This window comes from Micromonospora sp. NPDC047134 (assembly GCF_040643455.1).
Taxonomy (GTDB): Bacteria; Actinomycetota; Actinomycetes; order Mycobacteriales; family Micromonosporaceae; genus Micromonospora.
Map to the genome: position 1 here is coordinate 1 of NZ_JBEYUI010000012.1, position 24,155 is coordinate 24,155.

Annotated in this window: 25 protein-coding genes; 17 read left to right on the forward strand and 8 right to left on the reverse strand. The window is 72.4% G+C overall.

The features are described from left to right. Positions 1-139 precede the first annotated feature (139 nt). Positions 140-781 carry a class I SAM-dependent methyltransferase gene (locus ABZ795_RS16070; protein ID WP_357530890.1) on the reverse strand — a complete coding sequence of 214 codons (642 nt, stop codon included), beginning with the start codon at positions 779-781 and terminating at the stop codon, positions 140-142. Between the two features lie 174 nt (positions 782-955). On the opposite strand from ABZ795_RS16070, the gene ABZ795_RS16075 reads away from it, so the two are divergent. Next, positions 956-3,106, forward strand: coding sequence for a glycogen debranching N-terminal domain-containing protein (locus tag ABZ795_RS16075; RefSeq protein WP_357530891.1), 2,151 nt, complete (start codon positions 956-958; stop codon positions 3,104-3,106). Between the two features lie 63 nt (positions 3,107-3,169). Further along, complete coding sequence (locus ABZ795_RS16080; protein ID WP_327025281.1) at positions 3,170-3,496, forward strand: amphi-Trp domain-containing protein; 327 nt, start codon at positions 3,170-3,172, stop codon at positions 3,494-3,496. Between the two features lie 81 nt (positions 3,497-3,577). On the opposite strand, the gene ABZ795_RS16085 is transcribed toward ABZ795_RS16080, so the two are convergent. Next, positions 3,578-3,964, reverse strand: a complete 387-nt coding sequence (locus tag ABZ795_RS16085) for a hypothetical protein (protein WP_327025280.1) — start codon at positions 3,962-3,964, stop codon at positions 3,578-3,580. A 180-nt stretch (positions 3,965-4,144) separates the two neighbouring features. On the opposite strand from ABZ795_RS16085, the gene ABZ795_RS16090 reads away from it, so the two are divergent. The 3 genes from ABZ795_RS16090 (at position 4,145) to ABZ795_RS16100 (ending at position 7,194) form a co-directional block, all read left to right on the forward strand. Then, the gene (locus tag ABZ795_RS16090; RefSeq protein ID WP_357530892.1) at positions 4,145-4,765 is read left to right on the forward strand and encodes an L-threonylcarbamoyladenylate synthase; all 621 of its coding nucleotides are present in this window, start codon (positions 4,145-4,147) and stop codon (positions 4,763-4,765) included. 175 nt (positions 4,766-4,940) lie between these two features. Further along, complete coding sequence (locus tag ABZ795_RS16095; RefSeq protein WP_327025278.1) at positions 4,941-6,083, forward strand: SPFH domain-containing protein; 1,143 nt, start codon at positions 4,941-4,943, stop codon at positions 6,081-6,083. A 25-nt stretch (positions 6,084-6,108) separates the two neighbouring features. Further along, a complete protein-coding gene (locus ABZ795_RS16100; protein WP_357530893.1) occupies positions 6,109-7,194 on the forward strand; it encodes a hypothetical protein in 1,086 nt (361 codons plus the stop codon). Position 7,195: 1 nt separating this feature from the next. On the opposite strand, the gene ABZ795_RS16105 is transcribed toward ABZ795_RS16100, so the two are convergent. Together ABZ795_RS16105 and ABZ795_RS16110 are read right to left on the reverse strand one after the other, a co-directional pair. Next, positions 7,196-8,116 carry a DJ-1/PfpI family protein gene (locus tag ABZ795_RS16105; RefSeq protein ID WP_357530894.1) on the reverse strand — a complete coding sequence of 307 codons (921 nt, stop codon included), beginning with the start codon at positions 8,114-8,116 and terminating at the stop codon, positions 7,196-7,198. A gap of 7 nt (positions 8,117-8,123) precedes the next feature. Then, a complete protein-coding gene (locus ABZ795_RS16110) occupies positions 8,124-8,729 on the reverse strand; it encodes an isochorismatase family protein (RefSeq protein ID WP_327025275.1) in 606 nt (201 codons plus the stop codon). Positions 8,730-8,960: 231 nt separating this feature from the next. On the opposite strand from ABZ795_RS16110, the gene ABZ795_RS16115 reads away from it, so the two are divergent. Together ABZ795_RS16115 and ABZ795_RS16120 are read left to right on the forward strand one after the other, a co-directional pair. Further along, positions 8,961-10,655, forward strand: coding sequence for an ABC transporter ATP-binding protein (locus tag ABZ795_RS16115; protein ID WP_357530895.1), 1,695 nt, complete (start codon positions 8,961-8,963; stop codon positions 10,653-10,655). After that, entirely contained in the window at positions 10,652-12,403 is a 1,752-nt protein-coding gene (locus ABZ795_RS16120) for an ABC transporter ATP-binding protein (RefSeq protein WP_357530896.1), read from the forward strand. The genes ABZ795_RS16115 and ABZ795_RS16120 overlap by 4 nt, the downstream gene beginning before the upstream one ends. An 88-nt stretch (positions 12,404-12,491) precedes the next feature. Here the strand turns inward: ABZ795_RS16120 and ABZ795_RS16125 are convergent, their stop codons facing one another. Both ABZ795_RS16125 and ABZ795_RS16130 read right to left on the reverse strand, forming a co-directional pair. Beyond that, positions 12,492-13,124 (reverse strand): HNH endonuclease family protein, encoded by a 633-nt coding sequence (locus ABZ795_RS16125; protein WP_327025272.1) that lies wholly within the window; start codon positions 13,122-13,124, stop codon positions 12,492-12,494. A 147-nt stretch (positions 13,125-13,271) separates the two neighbouring features. Continuing rightward, complete coding sequence (locus tag ABZ795_RS16130) at positions 13,272-13,937, reverse strand: YceI family protein (RefSeq protein WP_357530897.1); 666 nt, start codon at positions 13,935-13,937, stop codon at positions 13,272-13,274. Between the two features lie 215 nt (positions 13,938-14,152). Between ABZ795_RS16130 and ABZ795_RS16135 the strand changes: the two genes are divergently transcribed. The 5 genes from ABZ795_RS16135 to ABZ795_RS16155 are packed head-to-tail and all read left to right on the forward strand — an operon-like array spanning position 14,153 to position 18,186. After that, entirely contained in the window at positions 14,153-14,692 is a 540-nt protein-coding gene (locus ABZ795_RS16135) for an RNA polymerase sigma factor (RefSeq protein WP_327025270.1), read from the forward strand. Continuing rightward, positions 14,689-15,471 (forward strand): zf-HC2 domain-containing protein, encoded by a 783-nt coding sequence (locus ABZ795_RS16140; protein ID WP_357530898.1) that lies wholly within the window; start codon positions 14,689-14,691, stop codon positions 15,469-15,471. The genes ABZ795_RS16135 and ABZ795_RS16140 overlap by 4 nt, the downstream gene beginning before the upstream one ends. After that, on the forward strand, positions 15,468-16,226 hold the full coding sequence (locus ABZ795_RS16145; RefSeq protein WP_357530899.1) for an ABC transporter ATP-binding protein: 759 nt from the start codon (positions 15,468-15,470) through the stop codon (positions 16,224-16,226). Before ABZ795_RS16140 ends, ABZ795_RS16145 begins: the two co-directional genes overlap by 4 nt. Beyond that, a complete protein-coding gene (locus ABZ795_RS16150; RefSeq protein ID WP_357530900.1) occupies positions 16,223-17,491 on the forward strand; it encodes a hypothetical protein in 1,269 nt (422 codons plus the stop codon). Before ABZ795_RS16145 ends, ABZ795_RS16150 begins: the two co-directional genes overlap by 4 nt. Before the next feature lie 41 nt (positions 17,492-17,532). Next, positions 17,533-18,186, forward strand: coding sequence for a hypothetical protein (locus tag ABZ795_RS16155; protein ID WP_357531016.1), 654 nt, complete (start codon positions 17,533-17,535; stop codon positions 18,184-18,186). Here ABZ795_RS16155 and ABZ795_RS16160 read toward each other — a convergent pair. Next, positions 18,179-18,955 (reverse strand): IclR family transcriptional regulator, encoded by a 777-nt coding sequence (locus ABZ795_RS16160; RefSeq protein WP_357530901.1) that lies wholly within the window; start codon positions 18,953-18,955, stop codon positions 18,179-18,181. The two genes, ABZ795_RS16155 and ABZ795_RS16160, sit on opposite strands and share 8 nt — an antisense overlap. 54 nt (positions 18,956-19,009) lie before the next feature. Here ABZ795_RS16160 and eda point away from each other — a divergent pair, with 54 nt between their 5' ends. Continuing rightward, positions 19,010-19,666, forward strand: a complete 657-nt coding sequence (eda, locus tag ABZ795_RS16165; protein WP_357530902.1) for a bifunctional 4-hydroxy-2-oxoglutarate aldolase/2-dehydro-3-deoxy-phosphogluconate aldolase — start codon at positions 19,010-19,012, stop codon at positions 19,664-19,666. 6 nt (positions 19,667-19,672) lie between these two features. Next, positions 19,673-20,773: a sugar kinase gene (locus tag ABZ795_RS16170; RefSeq protein ID WP_327025264.1), complete on the forward strand. Its 1,101-nt coding sequence runs from the start codon at positions 19,673-19,675 to the stop codon at positions 20,771-20,773. Positions 20,774-20,842: 69 nt separating this feature from the next. On the opposite strand, the gene ABZ795_RS16175 is transcribed toward ABZ795_RS16170, so the two are convergent. Then, the gene (locus tag ABZ795_RS16175; RefSeq protein ID WP_357530903.1) at positions 20,843-21,040 is read right to left on the reverse strand and encodes a hypothetical protein; all 198 of its coding nucleotides are present in this window, start codon (positions 21,038-21,040) and stop codon (positions 20,843-20,845) included. A gap of 73 nt (positions 21,041-21,113) precedes the next feature. On the opposite strand from ABZ795_RS16175, the gene ABZ795_RS16180 reads away from it, so the two are divergent. The 3 genes from ABZ795_RS16180 to ABZ795_RS16190 all read left to right on the forward strand — a co-directional run bounded on the left by ABZ795_RS16180 (position 21,114) and on the right by ABZ795_RS16190 (position 24,130). Then, a complete protein-coding gene (locus ABZ795_RS16180; protein ID WP_357530904.1) occupies positions 21,114-21,671 on the forward strand; it encodes a carboxymuconolactone decarboxylase family protein in 558 nt (185 codons plus the stop codon). Positions 21,672-21,767: 96 nt separating this feature from the next. Next, positions 21,768-22,931: a M20 family metallopeptidase gene (locus tag ABZ795_RS16185; RefSeq protein WP_327025262.1), complete on the forward strand. Its 1,164-nt coding sequence runs from the start codon at positions 21,768-21,770 to the stop codon at positions 22,929-22,931. Positions 22,932-22,978: 47 nt separating this feature from the next. Continuing rightward, the gene (locus tag ABZ795_RS16190; protein WP_357530905.1) at positions 22,979-24,130 is read left to right on the forward strand and encodes a glutamate--cysteine ligase; all 1,152 of its coding nucleotides are present in this window, start codon (positions 22,979-22,981) and stop codon (positions 24,128-24,130) included. The last annotated feature ends 25 nt before the right edge of the window (positions 24,131-24,155 follow it).

Here is a 24,155-nt window from a genome sequence, read left to right on the forward strand (position 1 = left end):
CAATCCACGCCCGTTCGTCTGGACCAAGACCGCCGAAGAGATCCTCGAATCACTCGCCCGATTTTGTAGGCGAATTTCTGACGCAGGACACTAGCCAGCCGGCGCAATCAGGCGAACGGCCGCTGCCGATGGGGGCCGCTCAAGCCGGTTTCCGCGCGCGGCCCCGGATGTGCGGGGCCGCCGGGCCCACCGGGCCGGTCTCGGGAAAGCGGAACCGGTGCAGTTCCTCCACGGTGAGACCGGCGGCGGTGATCGCCGTGGCGGTGTCGCGGCCGGTGTGGCATCCGCCCAGCAGCAGCGGCCAGACGGTCGCGTCCACCAGCCGCTGGAGGCGACGCAGCCCGGTGCCCGGTGGTGCGGCGACATGTTCGAGGAAGCGCACCTGCGCGCCGGGACGCAGCACCCGGCGCAGTTCGCCGAGGGCGGCGGCCTGGTCGGGCACCGTACAGAGGACCAGGGCCAGGACCCCGGCGTCGAACTCGCCGTCCGCGCCGGGCAGGGCCTCGGCCAGACCCTCGACGACGGTGACCGGGACCGGGGCGCTGCGCGCCGCGGTGACCGCCGCGGCCCGCAGCCGGGGTTCCGGCTCGACGGCGACGACCTCGGTCACCTCGGGCGGATAGTGCCCGAACATCCGCCCGTTGCCGGCACCCACCTCGATCACCCGGCCGGACAGGCCGACCGTCAGGGCCCGGCGGTGCTCGGCGATCCCGGCCCGATCCAGTTGGGCGCTGAACCGCTCGTAGAGCCGGGCGAAGATCGGATGGGACACCCCTGCCACGACCACTCCCCCTGTCCCGCCGCCCGCTCGCACTGGCGTCGCCTGCCGACAGCATCCCCCGCTCGCGCCAGCGGGGTCGAGGCAGGCAGGCGGGCGGGTGTATCGGGGGCGCAGGGGGGTAACAACCGCACCCACCGTCGCTCGCGGCGCCGCACGGGAGGTCAGGGGGTCGGGATGAGCCGGGTGCGGAACCTGCGGGTACGCCCGGACCTGCTCTATGTGGCCAGCGGCTGGAGCACCCTGGTCACGGACGTACGCGGACGCATCACCGGTGTCGGTCCGCAGGGCTTCTTCGCCCGCAACACCCGGGTGCTCAGCGCGGAGCGGATCACCGTAGACGGTGGTGAGCCGGTGCCGTTCAGCACGGCCACCGTGCAGGGGCACGCCCAGTTGTCGTACGCCGAACTGGGGGACGGTGAGGTGCTGCCGTCCCGGGCGGCGTACCTGGCCGTCGAGCGTTTCGTGGCGGCGGGACTGCGTACCCGGCTGACCCTGTTCAGCTACGCCGACCAGCACCTGGACCTGTGCCTGCGGATCGGACTCGACGCCGACTTCGCCGACACGAGCGAGGCGGAGAGGGGCCGCCGCATCCAGTCCGGCACGGTCGAGAGCCGGTGGGACAGCCTCGGGCAGGAACTGCTGTTGACCTACCGGTGCGACGGGCTCGACCGGGCGGTGGCGATCCGGGTCCAGGCGCAGGCCCCGATCCGGTACGCCGACGGCACCCTCACCGTCGAGGTGGCCCTGGCACCCGGCAGCCTCAGCCGGGTCGACCTGGCCGTGGAGCCGATCTTCGACGGCCAGCGGCTGCCGGCTCCACCGGCGGACTTCAAGGACCCGGATGACGCCGCCGGATCGGCACGCCGCCGGCTGACCGCCGAACTGGCCCGGCTGACCAGCAGCAACTTCGACGTCACCGCAGCGTGGCGGTGCGCCCGCGAGGATCTGGCCGGGCTCCCCCTGGGGGAAGCGGCCGGCCCCACCGCGCCGATCGCCGGGCTGCCCATCTACCAGGAGATCTTCGGCCGGGACACGATGACCGCCTCCTGGCAGGCCATGCTGGCCGGGCCCACCATGCTCGCCGACAGCCTCCGGCTCAACGCCCAGCACTTCGGCCGGCGGATCGACGACTGGCGTGACGAGGAGCCCGGTAAACCGCTGCACGAGGCGCGCCGGGGCCCGCTGTCCGAGCTGAATCTCGATCCCTTCGCCCACTACCACGGCGACTGGTCGACCGCCCCGGACTTCCTGATCTTCCTGGGCCAGTACTACGCCTGGACGGCGGACCTGGACACCGTGCGGGAGTTGCTGCCGACCGCCGGCCGGGCCCTGTCCTGGATCGACCGGTACGGCGACCTGGACCATGACGGTTTCCTGGAGTACCACCGCCGGTCCCGGGGCGGTCTGAAGAACCAGGGGTGGAAGGACTCGGACACCGCCGTGGTCGACGAGCAGGGCCGGGTGGTGCCGAATCCGATCGCGACCAGCGAGGTGCAGGCCTACTGGTACTCCGCGCTGCGGCACGCGGCCGGCATCTACGCGGTGACCGGTCATCCTGCCGTGGCCGCCCGGCTGGCCGCTCGGGCCGTCGCCCTGCGTCGCCGGTTCCACCGGGCCTTCTGGCTGCCCGAGCAGGGCTGCTACGCGATGGCCCTGGGCCCGGACCGGCAGCCGGTACGGTCGGTGAACTCCAACGACGGGCACCTGCTGGCCACCGGGATCGTGCCGCCGCGGATCGCCCCCCTGGTCGCCGACCGGCTGCTGGCGCCGGACATGTTCAGCGGCTGGGGGGTCCGGACCCTGTCGGCCGGGCATCCGGCGTACAACCCGTTCAGCTATCACCGGGGCAGTGTCTGGCCGGTCGAGGCCGGCACCATCGGCATCGGGCTGGCCCGGTACGGCTGCTGGGAGCACCTGCACCGGCTGGCCGAAGGCATGTTCGCGGCCTCCGCCCTCTTCGCCGAGCACCGTCTGCCGGAGGTGCTCAGCGGGCTGCCCCGCGACGAGGCCCATCCCCACCCCGGGGTCTATCCGAGCGCCTGCTCCCCGCAGGCCTGGTCGGCCAGCGCGGTCATCGCGTTGATCCAGGCCCTGTTGGCGCTGCGACCCGCCGCACCCCTGCGGACGATCTTCGTAGACCCCCACCTGCCGCCCTGGCTGCCCGACCTGGTGCTGGAGGGGGTACGCCTCGGCGGGTACACGGTCGATCTGATCGTCCGCCGTCGACGGGGCGGCCGCACCTCCGTACGCACCCGGGGCGACCGGATCGCCGTGGTCCGCCGCCCCACCCGTCGGGCGCTCGCCACCGGTCGCCGACGCCGCTGAGGCGCGCGGCATGTTCCGGCACCCTGCCGACGGAGCCCGAGCGGGCAATGCCAGCATGTCGGCATGGATATCTACGAGGACGAGCGCACCGTGTCGCGGACGGATCTGGCGGCCTGGCTGCGGCAGGTGGCCAACCAGCTGGAGACCGGGCAGATCTTCTACGGTGCGGCCGGCACCCTGGCGGTGGCCGACCAGGTGAACTGCGAGTTGGAGATCGAGCAGGAGGGCAAGGACGAGTACTCGGTCGAGATCGAGTTCTCCTGGACCAACCCCAAGGCGACCCCGGAGGCGACCGCCGAGAAGGCCGAGGACAAGCCGGCCAAGGCCGAGGACAAGCCGGTCGAGGAGGACGCGGAGGACGAGGCCGAGGAGCCGGCAGCCGCCGCGTAACCAACCGGTAAGGAAGGGCCCCTTGTTAACGCCTGGCGTGGTGCAGGGGTCCCCTCTTAACAGATGTCACGGCGGCAGGCGTCAGCGCAGCCGGCGCCGGCCGCCGAACCAGTCGCGGGAGGCCCGGGTGTTCAGGGCCCAGAGCACCCAGGCCAGCAGGCCCGCCCCGACGCAGGTGATGGCGCCGAACAGCCCCAGCGAGGCCGCCGCCAGCAGACCCGCCAGGGCGTACGCCGGGAAGGGTGCCCAGGCCCGGCGGGTGGCCAGGGCGGTGGTCACCAGCAGGCAGGCGACCGTCATCACGGCGAAGAAGACCGCCGCGCCCAGCGAGCCGCCCTCGGTCAGCAGGCGATGGACGGTGGCCAGGGCGAACAGCAGCGACAGCAGCCCGAAGACGAGCACGGTGATCCGTACCGGGGTGGGCATGACGGGGTACCGGAGCACCTCCGGGTAGCCACGCGCGCTCATAAGACAACGATGGGTGTCGACCTGCACCGCCGGGGGACACTGTCGGCAAGGCGACAGTTGGGTGCGCCGGATCGCCGAAACGGCGGGGTGCCCGGCGGTGGGACACCGCCGTTTCGGCGGAACAGCGCTGATCACCGGAGGGCCGTCCCGCCCCGCCGCCCGCGCTCTAAGCTTCCGGTCATGGCCAGGTATTTCGACGTGCACCCGGACAACCCGCAGCCCCGGCTCATCGGGCAGGTCGTCGACCTCCTGCGCCGGGACGGGTTGATCGCCTACCCGACGGACTCCTGCTTCGCCCTCGGCAGCCAACTCGGCAACAAGGACGGGATGGACCGCATCCGGGAGATCCGTCACCTGGACAGCGGCCACCACTTCACCCTGGTCTGCCGGGACTTCGCCCAGCTCGGCCAGTTCGTGCAACTGGACAACGCGATCTTCCGGGCGGTGAAGGCGGCCACCCCGGGTCGGTACACCTTCATCCTGCCGGCCACCAAGGAGGTGCCGCGTCGGCTGCTGCACCCCCGCAAGCGCACCGTCGGGGTCCGCATCCCCGACCATCCCGTCACCCAGGCCCTGCTCGACGGGTTGGGTGAGCCCCTGCTGTCCAGCACCCTGCTGCTGCCCGGTGACGAGGAGCCGCTGACCCAGGGCTGGGAGATCAAGGAACGGCTGGACCACGCCGTGGACGCGGTGATCGACGCGGGTGACTGCGGCACGGAACCGACCACGGTGGTCGACTTCTCCGAGGGGGAACCGGAGATCGTGCGGGTCGGAGCGGGCGACCCGGAGCGGTTCGCCTGAGGGGTCCCGAGGAGGGGCGAGGGTACCCGATGATCTTCGCCTCCGATCAGCGACCCCGGTTCCATCGAGCGGGCCCCCGTACCGAGACGGCAGGTGGAACCGCAGCTAGCGCGCGGTTGCTATCGTCGCCGCCACACAGTTGATCTCGGTATGTGGAGGGGACACGATGGGGCTCATGGACCGCCTTAGGGGCGAGTTCGTAGACATCATCGAATGGCTGGACGACAGCCGCGACACGATCGTCTGGCGATTCCCTCGGTTCCAGAACGAGATCAAGATGGGCGCCAAGCTCGTCGTCCGGGAGTCCCAGACGGCGGTCTTCGTCAACGAGGGTCAGGTAGCCGACGTCTACCTGCCGGGCACCCACACCCTCGAAACCCGCAACATGCCGATCCTGTCCACCCTCAAGGGCTGGAAGTACGGCTTCAACTCGCCCTTCAAGGCCGAGGTGTACTTCGTCAACACCCGCCAGTTCACCGAGATGAAGTGGGGCACCCAGAACCCGGTGATCCTGCGCGACCCCGAGTTCGGGGTGGTCCGGGTGCGGGCCTTCGGCGCGTACGCGGCCCGGGTGGTGGACGCCCAGCGGCTGCTGAAGGAGCTGGTCGGCACCGACCCGCAGTTCCGCACCGAGGAGGTGCAGGAGTACCTGCGCCAGCTCATCGTGGGCCGCCTCGGCGGGGCCCTGGCCCGGGCCGGGGTGCCGCTGCTGGACCTGGCCGCCCACCAGGACACCATCGGCCGCCAGTTGGCCGGGGCGCTGACCGAGGAACTCGCCGAGGTCGGCATCGCGATCCCGAAGTTCGTCATCGAGAACGTCTCCGTGCCGCCGGAGGTGGAGCGGGCGCTGGACAAACGCACCGAGATGGGTGCGGTCGGCGACCTGGACCGGTTCACCCGGTACCAGGCGGCCACCGCCCTGGAGGCGGCGGCGAACAACCCGGGCGGCGAGGCCGGTGCCGGGGTCGGCATGGGAATGGGGATGGCCCTGGGGCAGCAGATGGCCCGGGCCATGTCCGGCGAGAGCACCGCACCGCAGGCTCCCGCACAGTACGCCCCCGCACCGCAGGCCGCAGCACCGCCGGCCGCCGCCGAGCCGCCGCCGCTGCCGGGTCAGGCCCAGTGGTTCCTCGGGGTCGCCGGGCAGCGTCAGGGCCCGTACGACCTCGGTGGGTTGGCCGCGCAGGCCGGTGCCGGCGCCTTCGGCCCGGAGACCCTGGTCTGGCGGGCCGGCATGGCGCAGTGGCAGCCGGCCGGGCAGGTGCCGGAGCTGGCGTCCGTGCTGGCCAGCGTCCCGCCGCCGCTGCCGCCGCAGTGACCATCGGGATCGGGAGGGTACACCGATGAGTGAAACCGCTGTCTCGCCCCCGTCGTACGGCTGCGGGGGTTGCGGTGCCCGGGTGGAGCACGCACCCGGCACCACCGCCCTGCAGTGCCCCTACTGCGGGCACCAGCAGCAGATCGCCGCCGCCACCCGGGAGGTGCGCGAGCACTCCTTCGACGGGCTGGCCACCCTGGCCCGCAAGCCGGCCGCCGCCGTGGGGGCGTACGTCTACCGGTGTCCGGGGTGTGGTGCCTCGACCGAGAGCGCGGCCCTGGCCGAGCGGTGCCAGTTCTGCGCCACCCCCCTGGTGCCGCAGCAGGCCGCCGACGAGCTGATCGCCCCGGAGGCGGTGCTGCCGTTCGCGGTGGACCGCAACGGGGTACGCACCGCGCTGAGCACCTGGTGCCGCAGCCGGTGGTTCGCCCCGAGCAGCCTGAAGAAGGTCAGCGAGGCGGAGACCCTCAAGGGCACCTACCTGCCGCACTGGACCTTCGACGCGCGGACCGTCTCGGACTACCAGGGCAAGCGCGGCGAGTACTACTACACCACCGAGACGTACACGGTGACGGTGGACGGCAAGACGGAGACCCGCACCCGGCAGGTCCGGCACACCCGGTGGCACTCGGCCAGCGGCACGGTGCGCCGGGACTTCGACGACGTGCTGGTGCCGGCCACCACACACCTGCCGACGGAGAAGCTCGACGAGTTGGCCCCGTGGCCGCTCAACGAGGCGGTGCCGTACGAGCAGGACTACCTGGCCGGGTACCACGCGCTGCGCTACGACACCGAGCCGGAGGCCGGTCTGGTGGAGGCCAAGGCCCGGATGGCGCCGGTCATCGAGGGGGACTGCCGCTCGGACATCGGCGGCGACGAGCAGCAGGTCGACGCGGTGGACACCAACTACTCCGATGTGACCTACAAGCTGCTGCTGCTGCCGGTGTGGATCGCCGCGTACCTGCACGGCGGGCGGTCGTACCAGGTGCTGGTCAACGCCCGTACCGGTGAGGTCATCGGGGAGCGGCCGTACAGCAAGGCCAAGATCGCCGCGGCGGTGCTGGCCGCCCTGGCGGTGATCGCGATGGTCGTGTTCCTGATGTCCCGATAGTTCAGGTCAGAGAGCGGGTCGAGTGGCGGGCGCGCAGTCGGCGGAGCATCCGGGCGTCGGTGAAGCCGACCGCCCGGGCCGCCGCCTCCACGGCCACCCCGTGGCCGATGAGGTGCTCGGCCCGCTCGACCCGCAGCACCTGCTGGTAGCGCAGCGGGGTCAGGCCGGTGGAGGCGCCGAACAGTCGGGTCAGGGTGCGCTCGCTGACCCGGGCCACACCGGCCAACTCCCCCAGCGGCAAGGTCTCGGTGAACCGTTCGTCGATCAGATCCTGGACCCGGTGCACCACCTCGCTGAGGTGCGAGCGGTAGCGCAGCATGGCGCTGTCCTGCCGCTCGTGTCCGTTGCGCCGGGCGTACACGACCATCTCCCGGGCGATCCGGGCCGCCGGCGCCGGGCCGTGCCGGGTGGCCACCAGGTGCAGGGCCAGGTCGATACCGCTGGCGATGCCGGCCGAGGTGGCCACCCGGTCGTCCACGACGTACAGCCGGTCGCGCAGCACGGTGGCCCTCGGATACCGGTGGGCCAGGTCCTCCTGGAGGTCGTGGTGGGTGGTGCACCGGCGTCCGGCCAGCAGCCCGGCGCGGCCCAGCAGGTAGGCGCCACCGCAGACGCTGACCACCGTGCCGCCCGCGGCGTGGTGCGCGCCGAGCCGGCGCAGCGTGGCGGGCTGCACCGGCTCGGCGCGGGAGGCGGGTGACCGCCAGCCGGGGACGACGACCAGGTCGGCCGGGTCCAGGTCGGGCCAGTCGACATCGGCGCGCACCGGCAGCCCCTGTGCGGACACCACCTCGCTGCTCTCCGCGACGAAGGACTGCCGGTAGTCGAGCCCTTCGTCCTGCGCCGTGGAGAAGACCTGCGCCGGACCGGCCAGATCCAGCAGATGCAGCTGGGGCAGCAGCAGAAAGACGACCCGACTCACGCGGGCCTCAGCGGTCGGCGCCGACCGGCACCAGGGCGGTCACCTCGTCGACCGTACGGATGGTGGCGAACCGACCGGACAGGGCGTACACCGTGCGCTCGATGATCTCCTCGGTGCCCAGGGTGCGGGGATCGGCGAGGATCTCCGTCATCGTCCGGCCGGGCGGGGCCTCCGGGTGCTCGATGGGCATGGTGGCGGTCGCGTCGACGACGAAGGTGACCTCGTAGCCGAGATCGGCGGCGAGCCGGGCGGTGGTCTCGCAGCACTGCTCGGTACGGATACCGCAGACGGTGATCTCCTGGATGCCGCTGGCGGTGAGCAACTGCTGGAGCCGGGTGGTGGTGAAGGCGTTGTGCACGTACTTGGTCAGCACCGGCTCGCCCTCGACCGGCCGCAACCCGTCGATCAGTCGGACGAAGCCGCGCGCCGGGTCGAACACGTCACCGCTGTCCGGCTCGGCGTGCAACACCCACACGACCAGGTCACCCCGGCTGCGGGCGGCCTCGACCAGCCGGTTCACCTGACCCACGATGTCCGGTTGTGAGCAGGCCGTCCAGTTCGCGCGCCGGCGGAAGGACTCCTGTACGTCGATCACGACGAGTGCTGCGGTCATGGGTCAATCCTGGCCCTCCCCGTCCGGGGCGCACCAGCCACGATCCCGCACCGCTGCGGAACGATCCGGTCAGCCGAGTTGGAGATCTTGGACAGTTGTCGTCAGCACATGACGGCAACTGTCCAAGATCTCTCCGGGCCGGCTGGATCCGCCGATGGGCGGGGTTCGAGCCGGTCGATCGGGGTTTCTGGTGGCAGGTTAGCCTGGCCTAACTTGAAGAGTGAGGGCTGGATGACGAAGACCCCTGCGGCGGCGCCGCCGACCGGCCGGTTGATCGGCGGGATGTTCCGACGGCAACGCCGCGACACCGCCCTGTGTGCCGGTTTCTGGTCCCTGCACCAGGTCTGTGAGGCGCTCGTACCGGTGGCCATCGGCCTGGTCATCGACCAGGCGGTGGGGACCGGCTCGACCTCGGCGATGCTCTGGTCGGTGCTGGGCATCTTCGCGCTGTTCCTGGCGCTGACCATGGGCTGGCGATTCGGGTTCTGGTTCCTGTCCCGGGCGGTGGTGCAGGAGTCCCACGACCTGCGGATGCAGGTGGTGCGGCGGGTGCTCACCGGGCGGGGCATCCGGACCAACCGGCAGAACGGTGAGCTGCTGTCGATCGCCACCTCGGACACCCAGGCCGCCGCCGACCTGCTGGAGCTGGGCAGTCGGATGATCTCCGCCTTCCTCGGCCTGACGGTGGCGACCGTGGTGCTGCTGCGCATCGACTGGTCCCTGGGGTTGGGGCTGGTGGTGGGGGTACCCCTGCTGGTGCTCGGGCTCAACGCCCTGGGGCCGATCGTGGAGCGGCACACCTCGGCCCAGCAGCAGGCCATCGGTCGGGCCGCCGCGACCGCCTCGGATCTGCTGCGCGGGCTTCGGCCGTTGCGCGGGTTCGGCGGGGTCGACGAGGCCGCCCGCCGCTACCGGACGGCCAGCCGCACCTCCCTGCGGGCCAACATCGGCGCGGTGCGCGCCGGCGCCACCTTCGTCGGGGTGTCGACCTTCACCACCGGCCTGCTGATCACCGTGGTCGCCGCGTTGGCCGGCTGGTTCGCCCTCCAGGGGCGGATCACCGTCGGTGAACTCATCACCATCGTCGGGCTGGCGACCTTCATCAGCGACCCGGTGCTCAACCTGGCCGACTGTGTCTTCCAGCTGGCGACCGCCCGGGCCAGCGCGGCCCGGGTGGCCGAGGTGCTGGCCGCACCCGAGCAGGCCGGTTCGGGCGACACGGCGGCGCGGCCCGGCCCCCTGGTCCTGGACGAGGTGCACGCTCCCGGTCTGGACGGCGTCAGCCTCACCGTACGGCCCGGGGAACTGCTCGGGGTGGTCACCGAACAGACCCGCACGGCCGACGCCATCACCGACCTGCTGGCCGGGGCACGCTCCCCCGAGCAGGGCGAGGTGCGGTTGGCCGGTACCCCGATGGGCGACCTGGACGTCGCCACACTCCGCCGGGTCGTGCTGGTCGAGCCGCACGCGGTGGACCTGTTCGGCGCCACCCTGCGGGAGGTGCTGCACACCGACCAGGAGCACGACGATCCGGCGCTGCGCCGAAGCATGAGCGCCGCCAGTGTGGACTCACTCACCGCCGGTGACGCCGGGCTGGACCGGGAGCTGCTGGACCGAGGGCTGGACCTCTCCGGTGGCCAGCGACAACGCATCGCCCTGGCCCGGGCCCTGCTGGCCGACCGGCCGGTCACCGTGCTGCGCGATCCGACCACCGCGGTCGACGCGGTCACCGAGCACGCCATCGCCGAGGGGGTACGCGCCTACCGCGCCGAGGGTGACCGGGCCACCGTGCTGGTCACCACGAGCGCTCCCCTGCTGGACCGCTGCGACCGGGTCGTCTTCGTGCACGGCGGTCAGGTCGCGGCCGTCGGACGGCACCGCGAGCTGCTGGCCCGGTCCGCGTACGCCGAGGTGGTGCTGCGATGAGCGACCCGACCTCGACCATCTTGCCGGTCGCCACCGGCCGGGCCGCCCTGGCGGCCTTCTGGCGGGCGCTGCGCCGCCATCCGCTGCTCGGCTGGTCCTCGATCGCGGCGGCCCTGGCGGCCAGTGCCGCCGCGGTCGTCGTACCCCTGCTGCTGGGTCGGCTGGTCGACCTGGTGGTGGCCGGCGGCACCACCCGGTCGCTGCTGCTGACCTCGGCCTGGATCCTGGCTGCCGGGTTCGCCGCCGCGGTGCTGACCGGCGCCTCCCGCTGGCTGGTCACCGAATGGGGCATGCGGGCCTGCGCCGATCTGCGGGAGGAGGTCCTGGACCACGCCCTGCGGATGGACTCGGCCCGGCTGGAGAGCGCGGGCTCCGGGGATGTCGCCTCCCGGGTCACCGACGACGTGGAGCAGGTCACCGACTCGATCCAGTTGGCCGCCGGGGTCTTCACCGCACTGGTCACCCTCGTGGTCACCTTCGCCGGGTTCGCGGCCCTGGACTGGCGCATCGCCGCGGCCTTCCTGGTCGTCTTCCCGGTGTACGCGCTGAGCCTGCGCCGGTTCATCCCGCAGGCCCGGCGGCTCTACGCCGCCGAACGGCAGGCCGCCGCGGTACGCACCCAACGCCTGCTGACCACCTTCGGCGGGGTCCGCACGGTGCACGCGTACGGCATGGAGCAGCGGCAGAGCCAGCGGGTCGACCGGGCCTCCCGCGAGGCGGCCGACGCCCGACTGCGGGCCGTACGCGGGTTCCTGTGGTTCGCGAACATGATGAACCTGGCCGAGGCGATCGGGCTGACCGCCGTCCTGGTGGCCGGGTTCCTGCTGGTGCGCGGCGGGGACAGCAGTGTCGGTGAGGTGACCGCCGCCGCCCTGCTGTTCCACCGTCTCTTCGGCCCGCTGGGGCTGCTGCTGCTGTCGTTCAACGACATCCAGTCGGCCGGGGCGGCCCTGGCCCGGCTGGTCGGGGTCACCGAGGTCGACCTGCCGGCGCGGCGGACCGCCGAGACCCGCGGCCGGGGTCCCGCCGGGATCATCGCCAAGTCGGTGTCCCACCGGTACGCCGGGGGCCCCACGGTCGTGCACGAGGTGTCGATCGAGATCGCCGAGGGTGAGTCGTTGGCGGTGGTGGGGGCCAGCGGCGCCGGCAAGACCACCCTGGCGGCCATCCTCGGCGGGGTGTTCCCGGCCACCGAGGGGGCGGTGTGGCTGGGCGGCCGGCCGATCGAGGACCTGGGCCCCGAGGAGCTGCGCCGCACGGTCGGGGTGGTGACCCAGGAGGTGCATGTCTTCGCCGGCACCCTGGCCGAGGACCTGCGGCTGGCCGCCCCGCACGCCACCGAGGAACAGTTGCACGCCGCGCTGCACCTGGTCGGCGCCGAGGGCTGGGTGACGGCGTTGCCGGAGGGGTTGGCCACCCGGGTCGGCGACGGCGAGCATCCCCTCACCCCCGGCCAGGCCCAGCAGTTGGCGCTGGCCCGGATCGCCCTGCTCGACCCGCCGATCGTCGTGCTGGACGAGGCGAGCGCGGAGGCCGGCAGCGCGGGGGCCCACCAACTGGAACAGGCCAGCCAGGCGGTGATCCGGGGTCGTACCGCCATCGTGGTGGCCCACCGGCTCACCCAGGCGCACGCCTGCGACCGGGTGGCGGTGATGTCCGGTGGTCGGATCGTCGAACTCGGCAGTCCGGAGGACCTGGTCGCCGCCGGTGGCCGGTACGCCGAACTCTGGGCGGCCTGGCGGCGCTGACCCGTCGCCGGGCGGCGCTGACCCATCGCTGGGCGGCGCTGGACCCGGGCCGGGCGGCACCGAGACCGGCGCCGCCCGGTTCAGCGGGTCAGCAGGTGTTCAGCATCGAGGCCAGGGCGGACTTCTCCGCGCTGTCCACGGAGAGGGCGTAGTACCACTTCACCTGGATCCAGGCGCGGGCGTAGGTGCAGTGGAAGGCGGCGCGCGGCGGCTTCCAGGCGGCCGGGTCCTTGTCCCCCTTGGCCTGGTTCACCGTGCTGGTGACCGCCCACAGCTCGGGGCCGCCGAGGTCGTTGGCGTAGGTCTGTCGCCGCGAGGTGGTCCAGGCCCAGGCCCCGGAGCGCCAGGCCTCGGCCAGCGGAACCACATGGTCGATGTCGATCTGGGTGGGGCTGGTCCGGGTCAGCCCGTCGTACGGGCTGTACCAGGAACCGGAGGTCGGGTAGCAGTTGGCGTCGACGGTGACGTTGGTGCCGTCCCGCTTGAGCACCTGCTCCCGGGTGTTGCAGGTGCCGGTGACCGTGCTCCAGTGCGGGAACAGGTCCCGGTTGTAGCTGGACTGGCGGGATTCGGCGGCCACGGTGAGCGAGTTGAGGCGACTCAACGCCGTGGCGTACGAGGGGATGTTGGGCGGGGTGGCATGGGCCGGCTGCGGGACCACCACCAGGGACAGGGCGACGGCGACCACCATGGCGAGGGCGGCCTTGGGTACGCGAGCCACGCGGCGACTCCTGACTGTCGCCTGCCACGGCGGGTGAGGGTGGCCCGCTGAGGGGCGTGACCGGCGACAGTGGGATTGTCGCAGACATCGTGATCTATGAATACGCAGAAGTGCTGGACCTGCCGTTAAATCCGGATGAAGACCGGCCTATGGCTGCCGGATGGCCTCGCCGGCGATCTCGATGCGGACGGTACGGCCGACCAGCACCCCGCCGCTGTCCAGGGCCACATTCCAGACCAGGCCGTAGTCCTCCCGGTTGAGCTCCGCCGTGGCGCTGAACCCGAAGATGTCCTGCCCGTACGGGTCACGGCGGGCACCCCCGAACTCGACCTGGCAGTCCACCGGGCGGGTGATGCCCTTGACGGTCAACTCACCGGAGAGCACGAACCGGGCGGTCACCGGCCGGGTGGGCAGGGCGGGCTCCTCCTCCACCGCCCGGCGACCGAGTCGGTGGTTCCTCAGCTTGGCCCAGAAGAAGATCGGATCGGTCTTGTCCAGGGCGGTGATGCCGGTGCTGCGGTACTCCAGGGTCGGGAACTGCTCCACGTCCAGGAAGTCGGCGCTGCGCAGGTGGGTGTCCCGGTCGACGTTGGCGGTGTCGATGCTGGCCGCCTGGATGCTCGCCACGATCGTGGACTCCAGCGGATCCTCGGCGACCGTGATGCGGGCACTGGCCTCACGGAACTCGCCGCGCACCGGGCTGACCATCATGTGCTTGGCGAGGAACCCGATCCGCTTGTGCCCGGCGTCCAGGTCGTACCTGCCGGGCGCGGGGATGGACATGCCGTTCCAGATGCGCGTGGCGCCGGTCATCGCTCGCCCCTTCCTACCCCGCCTTGTTCCAGGCCCAGCGGCCGGCACCGGACGGCCGGACGATCATCGGCGCTAAGCATAGGGAGGTCAGCGGGGGTTTCCCTCCCTCAGCCAGTGCTGATCGTGAGGACAATCACCAGGTCAGAGACCTTGGATCGGCCGACGGGTCGCGACGGGAGAGAACCGTTTCGGCCGCGGCTGCGTCCTAACCTTGCGTGATGGATTCAGACGACGCGGCATTGCTGCGCCGCGTCGGTGCGGGCGATCGGGGCGCGTTCGACGTGCTCTACGCGCGGCACGCACCCTGGTTGGCGCTGCGGCTGCGTCGCCGGTGCCGCGACCCGGAGTTGGCCCAGGAGTTGCTCCAGGAGACCTTCCTGACCGTGTGGCGGGCGGCGGCCGGCTATCGGGAGGACGGCGCGGTGACCGGCTGGCTCTGGACGGTCGCGTTACGCCGGCTGATCGACGCCCACCGGCGCGTCGCGGCCCGTCCGTCCACGGCCGGGTCGGTGTCGCCGGAGGCGGTGCCGGCCTGGTCGCCCTCGGCCGAGGACGAGGCGTTGGCCGGGTCCTACGACGCGGCTCTGGAACGGGCGCTGCACCGGCTGTCGCCGGAGCTGCGGGCGGTGTTGCAGGCCACCGTCCTCGACGGGTTGACCGTACGGGAGACGGCGACCCTGCTCGGCGTACCGGAGGGAACGGTCAAGACCCGGGCGATGCGGGCCCGCCGGGAATTGCGGGAGGCGCTGTCGTGACCGATTTTCACCTGGACCCCCGGACCCTGGCGGCGTACGCCGATGGTGGTCTGGACGACATCGACGCCTGGTCGGTGGAGGCCCATCTAGACCGGTGCGCCGACTGCCGGGCCCGGCTGGCCCTGGACGATCCGACCCGGCGGCTGGTCGAGGCGGCGGCGGTGGCGTTGGCCGCCCCGCTGCCACCACCGGGCCGGGTACGCCGGGCGACCCGGTGGCGTCGGATCCGGGTCCTGGTGGGTGCCGGCCCGGCCGCCCGCGCCGCGTGGCTGGTGGCGGTGGCCCTGACCGGACTGGCCGCGCTGGGGTTGGCGGTCACTCCGGAGCTGCTGCCACCGTGGCTGCTGTTGTTGGCCGCGCCGATGCTGCCGGCGGTCGGCACGGCCCTGTCGTACGGGTCGTGGTCCGATCCGTTGCACGAGATGGTGGCGGCCACCCCGCTGGGCGGACTGGAGATCATCCTGTGGCGCACCCTCGCGGTGCTCACGGTCACCGCGCCGGTCACCCTCGGCGCGGGTGTGGTGACCGGCGTCGGTACGCCGATGCTGTGGCCGTTGGTCGGTCTCGCTCTCACCGCCCTGACCCTGGCGCTCGGCTCGCTGATCGAGCCCGGCCAGGCGGCGTCGGCGGTGGCCGGTGCCTGGGCGGTGATCGTGCTGGCCCCGATCGGCGAGTGGATGGTGCTGGTGCAGGCCGGGCCGGTGTGGCTGGGAGTCACGGCGGCGGCCGTGCTCGTGGTGTGGACCCGACGGGATCTGGTAGGGAGACGAACCGCGTGAGCGTGACCGTTAGCGTACGGGGGTTGCGGGTCAGCTACGGCCGACGGACCGCCCTCGACGAGTTAAATCTCGACCTGGGTCCGGGGGTGCACGGCCTGCTCGGCCCCAACGGGGCCGGCAAGACGACCCTGATGCGGGTACTGGCCACCGTGCGGCGACCCGACCGGGGGCAGGTACGGCTGCTCGGGCAGCCGCTGTCCGACGCGGCGGGGCTGCGGTCGGCCCGTCGCCAACTGGGTTACCTGCCGCAGTCCTTCGGGTTCTATCCACGGTTCACCGTTCGGGAGTTCGTGGAGTACTTCGCCTGGCTGAAGGAGATGCCGTCGGAGCAGATCCCGTTGGCGGTGGACCGGGCGATCGAGCGGGTCGGGCTGCTGGACCGGGCCGACGACCGGATGAAGCACCTCTCCGGTGGGATGCTCCGCCGGGCCGGTATCGCCCAGGCCATCGTCAACGATCCTCGGCTGCTGCTGTTGGACGAGCCGACCGCCGGGCTGGATCCGGAGCAGCGGGTGGAGTTCCGGGCCCTGCTGCGGGAGTTGGGGCTGGATGCGATCGTGCTGGTCAGCACCCACCTGGTCGAGGACGTGGTGGCCGCCTGCGCCCGGGTCAGCCTGATGGACGCGGGACGGCTGGTGTTCGACGGACTGCCCGAGGAACTCATCGCGGCCGGCGGGGTCGGTGACAGCGGCGACTCCCCGATCGAACGCGGCTACGCCGCCGTGCTGCGCGACGCCCGGGCGGCGGCCCGGTGAGGCGGATCCTGCGTACCGAGCTGCGTCGGGGCACGGCGCCGTTGGCTGCGGCGGCGATGTGCGGGGCCGGGGTGTGGATGCTGGTCGTGCATCCGGAGGACTGGGGTGGTCGGTGGGCCGGGCTGGCCAACTACCTGCGTACCTCGCTGTTGATCCTGTGCGCGCTGATGATCGCGGCGGGGGCCTGGCAGGCCGGCCGGGAGCGGCGGCGCGGCATCGACGAGATGGTGGGTTCCACCTCCCGTCCCGGTTGGCAACCCGTCCTGGTGGCCTGGCTGGCGGTGACCCTGGCCGGCACCCTCGGGGTGCTGCTGGCCTTCGCCGGGGCGGCGGCGCTGGTCGTCCCGGTGGCGACGTACTCCGGGGGTGGCTGGTGGTGGACCCTGCTCGGCGGGGTGCTGGCGTTGGGCGTGGCTACCGCCGGTGGCATGTGTGTCGGGCGGCTGGTGCGGTGGCGCCTGGCCGCACCGGTCGCCGGGTTGGCCGCGTACCTGTTTCTGGGGATCCTGACCTACTGGGACACCGAGGGCGTGGCGTGGCTGATCCCGGTGCAGGACGGTCGGTCCGCCTACCAGGTGGCGCCGGGTCCGGTGGTGGCCGGGCAGGCGGGGTGGCTGCTGGCGTTGACGGTCACCCTGCTCGCGCTCGCCGCCCGGCGCTGGATGGCCGCAGCCCTGGCCGGTGTGCTCGCGATGGGGGTAGCGGTGCCGACCGCCACCGGCCCCGACCCGTACCGGCTGCCCGTCGACCCGGAGGCGGTCGCCCTGGTCTGCACGGACACCGGACCGCAGGTGTGCGTGGCCCGGATCCATGCCTTCCTGCTCGACGACGTGACGCCACTCGTGCAGCCGGTCCTGACCCGGCTCGACGGTATTCCTGGTGCCCCCGACCGGGCGGTCGACGATGCCGCCCGACCGGTCGACCAGCCGCAGGTGCCCGGCGACGGGACGATCTGGCTGCACCTGGACCAGCAGGCCACCGTCCGGGGTGGCCTGGCCAACCAGGACTGGCTGGAGTACGACCTGTGGGCGGTGACGGGGTCGAACTGCCCACACGATGATGACGACCGCGAGGCCGAACGGGCGCACCTCGCCGGCGAGCTGGCCCACGCCTGGCTGTTCGAGGTGCCAGCGAGTCCCGACGTCCCGATCGACTGGCTCTACGCGCTGCCGATGCCGGCGCAGCGGGCCTGGTTCGCCGACTACCTGCGTGCGGCGGCCGACTGTGACCTGCCCACGCTGATCCGGCTCGGGCAGCCTCGGTGAAGGGCAGCACCGCCGACCGGCCTCGGTCGGGCCGCAGCGAGATGGACCGGCCTCGGGGCGCGTGGGCCGGCCGTCGGTTCGCGTTGCATCTGACCGCACGGGGCGGGCATGCCTTCCTGGTCGGCCTGGTGGTGCTCGCGGTGCTGGCCTGGGTAGCGGGGAGTTGGTTGGCCTCCCGCCCCTACTTCGGCGGACCGGTCGCCCGCATCCCGGTGGTCGCCCTGGCTCCCCTGCTGGCCGCCATGCTGCTCGGTCCCAGCCTGGCTGGTGCCGACGAGGAGTTGGAACGCGGCTCCCCGCTGCCCTGGCGGATCTGGCGGGCGGGTCATGTGCTGCTCGCCGCGATCGTCAGCGCGGCCGTGCTCAGCCTGGCCGGGCTGGTCGACCCGCACACCTTCGGCGCGTACGCCCTGGTGCGCAACACCCTCGGGCACACCGGTCTGGTCGCAGGGGCGGCGGTGCTGCTCGGTGCCCGCCTGGCCTGGCTGCCGGCCTTCTGCTACGGCTGCGCGGTCTATGCCGCCGCACCCCGGGGCACCGACCGGGTCACCGCGATCTGGGCCTGGCCGCTGCAGCCCTCGTCGGCCACGCTCTCCTGGCTGGTGGTCGGGGTGCTGTTTCTCGCCGGGACGGCCGCCTACCTCCTGTTCGGTGCCGGCGGCCGGTGGTCGGTCCTCCGCTCCCGGCTCAGCTGACGGTGAGCAGGCCGCGGGCGGCCCGGACCTGGTCGACCGCGTGGCCCAGCGCCGCCACCACCCGCTGCTGCACCTGCTCGTCCAGGCGGGCCGCCGGGATGGAGAGGCTGATCGCGTCCACCGCGGGGGTGTGCAGGGGCACCGCGACGGCGAAGCAGACGATGCCCTCGGTGTTCTCCTCGTGGTCGACGGCGTACCCGCGTTCCCGGCTGGCCGCCAGGTCGGCGTGCAGGGCGGCCAGGTCGGTGATGGTGTGTCGGGTCAACGCCGCCGGGGCGGACCCGATGATCGCCTCGACCGCCTCGGGGGTGCGTTCGGCGAGCAGCACCTTGCCGAGGGCGGTGGCGTGCGCCGGCAGGCGTCGCCCGATGGCGCTGTAGAGCCGCAGCGGATGCGAGGACTCCCGCTTGGCGGTGTAGACCACGTGGGCCCCGTCGAGTCGGCCCAGGTGCACGGTCTCGCCGAACTGCCGGGACAACTCGTCGAGCACCCCGGCCAGCAGCCCGACCGCGTCGTCCGTGTCCAGGTACGCCGCCCCTACCTGGAGGGCGCGTACCCCCAGCCCGAAGCGGGTACCGGTGTCGTCGGTCTCCACCCAGCCGCGCTGCACCATCGTGCGCAGGATGCCGTGCAGGCTGCTCTTCGGGATGCCCAGGTCCCGGGCCAGGTCGCCGAGGGAGCGTCGCCCGCCGGAGGCCGCCAGGGTCTCCAGCACCTCCAGCGTGCGCCCGGCCGACTTGACCGGTGAGAAGCCCTCGGCGGATGTCATGGCGCTCACTGTAGCGGGATTGACATCCCCGGGATCAGCAGTAGGGTCACATATGTGACCACCGTTCATCCTTCTGAACAGCCCGCCGACGTCTCGCAGACCATCGCCGCGGGCCGGATCCTGCCGGTCGTCGTGCTCGACGACGCCCGTGCCGCCGCCCCGCTGGGTGCCGCCCTGGCCGCCGGGGGCCTGCGCAGCGTGGAGGTGACCTTCCGCACCGACGCCGCCGCCGAGTCCATCCGGACCATGTCCGAGGACCCGCAGCTGCTGGTCGGCGCCGGCACCGTGCTCACCCCCGGCCAGGTGGACGAGGCCGTCGCGGCCGGCGCCCGGTTCATCGTCTGCCCCGGCTTCAGTGCCCGGGTGGTGGCCCACTGCCAGCAGGTGGGCGTGCCGGTCTTCCCGGGCGCGGCCACCCCGACCGAGATCCAGATGGCCCTCGACGCCGGGCTGGACACGGTCAAGTTCTTCCCCGCCGAGCAACTCGGCGGCACCACGATGATCAAGGCGCTGGCCGCGCCCTTCCGGTCCGTACGCTTCATCCCGACCGGCGGGGTGAACACCGCCAACCTGCGCGACTACCTGAGCCTGCCCCCGGTCCTCGCCGTCGGCGGGACCTGGATGGTCGCCCCCAGCCTGCTCGCCGAGGGCCGATGGGACGACGTGACCGCCCTGACCGCCGCCGCCGTGACCGCCGCCCGGGAGGCCTGATCCGCCATGTCCGTTCTCGACCTGCGTCCCGCCGAGGACTGCCGCTACGACCTGGTCTCCCTCGGCGAGGTGATGCTGCGCCTGGACCCCGGTGAGGGACGGGTGCGCACCGCCCGCGCCTTCCGGGCCTGGGAGGGGGGCGGTGAGTACAACGTCGCCCGAGGGCTGCGCCGCTGCTTCGGGCTGCGCACCGCCATCGTCACCGCCTTCGCCGACAACGAGGTGGGACGGCTGCTGGAGGACCTGATCCTCCAGGGCGGCGTCGACCCGTCGTTCATCCGCTGGATGCCGTACGACGGCATCGGCCGCAGCGTGCGCAACGGCCTGAACTTCACCGAGCGGGGCTTCGGGGTGCGCGGGGCGGTCGGCACCTCGGACCGGGGCCACACCGCCGCCAGTCAACTGCGCGCCGAGGACGTCGACTGGGACCACCTCTTCGGCGACCTGGGGGTGCGCTGGCTGCACACCGGCGGCATCTACGCCGCCCTGTCGGAGACCACCCCGGAGACCATCGAGGCGGCCATGGCCGCCGCCCGACGCCACGGCACGATCATCTCGTACGACCTGAACTACCGGCCCAGCCTCTGGAAGGCGGTCGGCGGGCAGGCCCGCGCACAGGAGGTCAACCGGCGACTGGCCCGGTACGTCGACGTCATGATCGGCAACGAGGAGGACTTCACCGCCTCCCTCGGCTTCGAGGTGCCCGACACCGACGCCAGCCTGTCCGAACTGGAGGTGACCAACTTCCAGCGGATGATCGAGGAGGTCACCAAGGAGTTCGACAACTTCCGGGTGGTGGCCACCACCCTGCGCACCGTACGCAGCGCCACCGTCAACGACTGGGGGGCGATCGCCTGGGCCGGCGGCCGGTTCGTCGAGGCCACCCACCGCCCTGGCCTGGAGATCATGGACCGGGTGGGCGGCGGGGACAGCTTCGCCTCCGGGCTGATCTACGGCCTGCTGGAGCAGCACGACCTGGCCACCGCGGTGGAGTACGGCGCGGCGCACGGCGCCCTGGCCATGACCACCCCGGGCGACACCTCGATGGCCAACCGCAAGGAGGTCGAGGCGCTGATGCGCGGCGCGGGCGCCCGCGTCCAACGCTGACCTGACTGGCGGGCGGCACTCGTGGGCCCCGCCGGGGTGCGACGCTGACCCGGCGCGGCCGGCGGCCCGTCACGCCGATGCGGGAAGGATCACCTGGTCCAGCAGCATCGCCGGGGTACGCCAGTGCTCCGGGTCGTCGTAGTTGCCGGCGGCTAGGTGGCCGGGCCGCGCCGGCCCGGACAGCGCACGTATGAAGAAGCGCGGCCGGAGATCGGATGTGATCGTGGCTGCGCGGCGTCGCTCACGCCGTCCCGCACGGGCAGCCATCCTCGACAGGGGCCCGCGCCCCTCAGGTGAGCGTCACCCCGTCCGGGCCACAGTGGTGAAGGGCAGGACGAGCATGGCGCACATCGATCTCGGAGCCGATGAGAAGACTTTCCCCGGCATCAGCGGCCTGATGCGTTACCGCCGGGAGACGGCCAAGCCGCTCAGCGAGTTGGCCGAGGTGCTGCTGCGGGCCCCCAACACCCTCCCGGCCGGTGAGCGGGAGCTGATCGCGGCGTACGTGTCCGGGCGCAACGACTGCGACTTCTGCTGCGCCTCGCACTCGGCGTTCGCGGCCGCGCAGCTCGACGAGGGGTACGACCTGGTGGACCAGGTGCGCGCGGACCTGGACAGCGCCCCGATCTCGGCCAAGCTGCGGGCCCTGCTGCGCATCGCCGGTGCGGTGCAGATCAGCGGCCGTGAGGTCACCAGTGAGCTGGTGGACGCCGCGCGCGCCCAGGGCGCCACCGACATGGAGATCCACGACACCGTGCTGATCGCCGCCGCCTTCTGCATGTTCAACCGGTACGTCGACGGGCTGGGCACCTTCGCTCCCCCTGGTCGGGAGGCCTACGCCGAGTCGGCGCGCCGGATCGTCGAGCACGGGTACGGCGCCGCGATTCCGGCTGAATGAGCATGCAGCACGGACAAGGGTGACCCCACCCGGTTCCCTCTGCGAGGGTCGATGGACACGCCTGGCCAGGCCCCTCACCCGAGTTCGGAGGGATCGATGGACCACGCACGTCGTCTGCGCGATGCCGCTGACAAGCTCCAGGCAGACATGGTCGACCAGTTGGCCACCCTGGTCGGGCACGAGTCGGCACCGGGCTCGCTGCCCCACCTGGAGTCCTGTGCCGACCTGCTCGCCGAATGGGGCGAGCAGGTGCTCGGCCGCCCGGCCGAGCGGGTCGTGCTCGACGGTCTGCCGCACCTGCTGTGGCCGGCGGTGGACCAGCGGGTGCTGCTCCTCGGCCACTTCGACACCGTCTTCCCGGTCGGCACGACCCGGATCAGACCCTTCACCGTACGGGGGAACGTGGCCACCGGCCCCGGGGTGTGCGACATGAAGGCCGGCATCGTGCAGATGTTCACCGCCCTGCGCCTGGTCGAGGACACCTCCACGGTGGGGGTGCTGCTCACCTGCGACGAGGAGAGCGGATCGGTAACCTCCCGACCGTTGATCGAACGGGAGGCCCGGCGTTCCGGCGCGGTGCTGGTCTGCGAGGCGGCCACCCCGGAGGGCCAGGTGAAGGTGGCCCGCAAGGGCGGGTCGGTGTACCGCCTGACCGTCCAGGGCCGTGCCGCCCATGCCGGGGTGGAGCCGCAGCGTGGCGTCAACGCCACCGTCGAGGTGGCCCACCAGGTGCTCGCCCTGGGCGCCCTGGGAACGGCGGACAGCGCGGGCACCTCCGTCACCCCCACCCTGCTCTCCGCCGGAACGACGACGAACACCGTGCCGGAGATCGCCAGCCTGGCCGTGGACGTGCGGGCCTGGACCAGGGCCGAGCTGGAGCGCGTCGACCAGGCCATCCGCAAGCTGGAGCCGCACCTGCCCGAGGCGGCCCTGGTCGTACGCGGGGGCATCAACCGCTACCCCATGCCGGCCGAACTCGCCCAGCCCCTGCTGGAGCTGGCCCAGTCGACCGCTGAGGCACTGGAACTGCCGAAGGTCGTCGGGGCGTACGCCGCGGGGGCCTCCGACGGCAACTTCACCGCCGCGCTCGGCGTACCCACCCTGGACGGTCTGGGTGCGGTCGGGGGTGGGGCACACTCCGCCGAGGAGTACGTGTATCTGGACCGGATGCCGGAGCGGACGGCGCTGCTGGCCGGGCTGGTGCAAGAAGTGTCCTCAATGGAGGTTGCGAACCCACAACTGGTCGGCGGAATCCCGTAACCTGCTCAGCGTCGGCGCACGGCCGACAGTGAGAGGTCGGCGGTGGCATGACTACGGGACAGGGTCCAGGATCGGCCATTCCCCGGTTCGGGGTCGAAGAGGAGTTCTTCGTCGTGGACACCGATCGGGGTGCGGTCGTCCCGGAGGCGGCCACCGTCATCGATCGCGCCCGGCCGGTGCTGGGCACCCGGGTGGGCGGCGAGATCACCAAACTGCACGTCGAGACCCGCACCGATCCCTGTCTGCGCCTGGCGGACCTGGGAGCCCAGCTTGCCGAGGGGCGGTGGGCCGTGCAGAGCGCCGCCCGGTCGGCGGGGCTGCGGGTGATCGCCAGCGGTTCCCCGGTGCTCGGTGATGTCGTACCACCGCCGATCACCGAGGGACCCCGCCAGGACCGGGGCAACGCCACCTTCCGGGGCCTGCACGACGACCTGGCGATCTGCGCGGTGCATGTGCACGTGGAGGAGCCCGACCGGGACCGGGCCGTGCTGATCGGCAACCACCTGCGCCCCCACCTGCCGGTGCTGCTGGCCCTGACGGCCAACTCGCCGTACTGGTGCGAGCGGGACACCGGGTACGCGAGCTGGCGCAGCCTGACCTGGGGCCGGTGGCCGGTGGCCGGGCCCCCGCCGTACCTGACCTCCGCCCAGCAGTACGACCGCCACATCGACATGCTGCTGGAGGCGGGCGCCCTGGTCGACCACGGCACGATCTTCTGGGACCTGCGCCTGTCGGTGAACCAGCCCACCCTGGAGGTGCGGGTGGCCGACATGCCGGTCACCGCCGGCGAATCCGAGGCCCTGGCCGCTCTGGTGCGGGCGCTGGTGGTCGTCGCCGGGCAGGCGGTCGACACCGGCGACGAGGGGCCGCAGCCGGCAGCTGAGCTGTTGCGGCTGGCCTACTGGCGGGCGGCCCGCGACGGGATGGGCGGCCAGGGGATCGAGGTGGCGACCGGGCGGCTGCTGCCCGCGGCCACCCTGGCGCAGCGGCTGGTAGAGCTGGCCGGACCGGCCCTGGAGGAGGCCGGCGACCGGCAGCGGGTACAGCAGTGGCTGGCCTGGCTCGGCACGGAGGGCGACGGGGCGACCCGGCAGCGGGCCGTCGCGGCGCGACACGGACGACTTTCCGATGTGGTCGACGAGATGGCCGCGCACACCGCCCCCGGGGTACTGGCGGAGCAACAGGGCACACTTACGTAACGACGACACGCACCCCCCTGGGCAA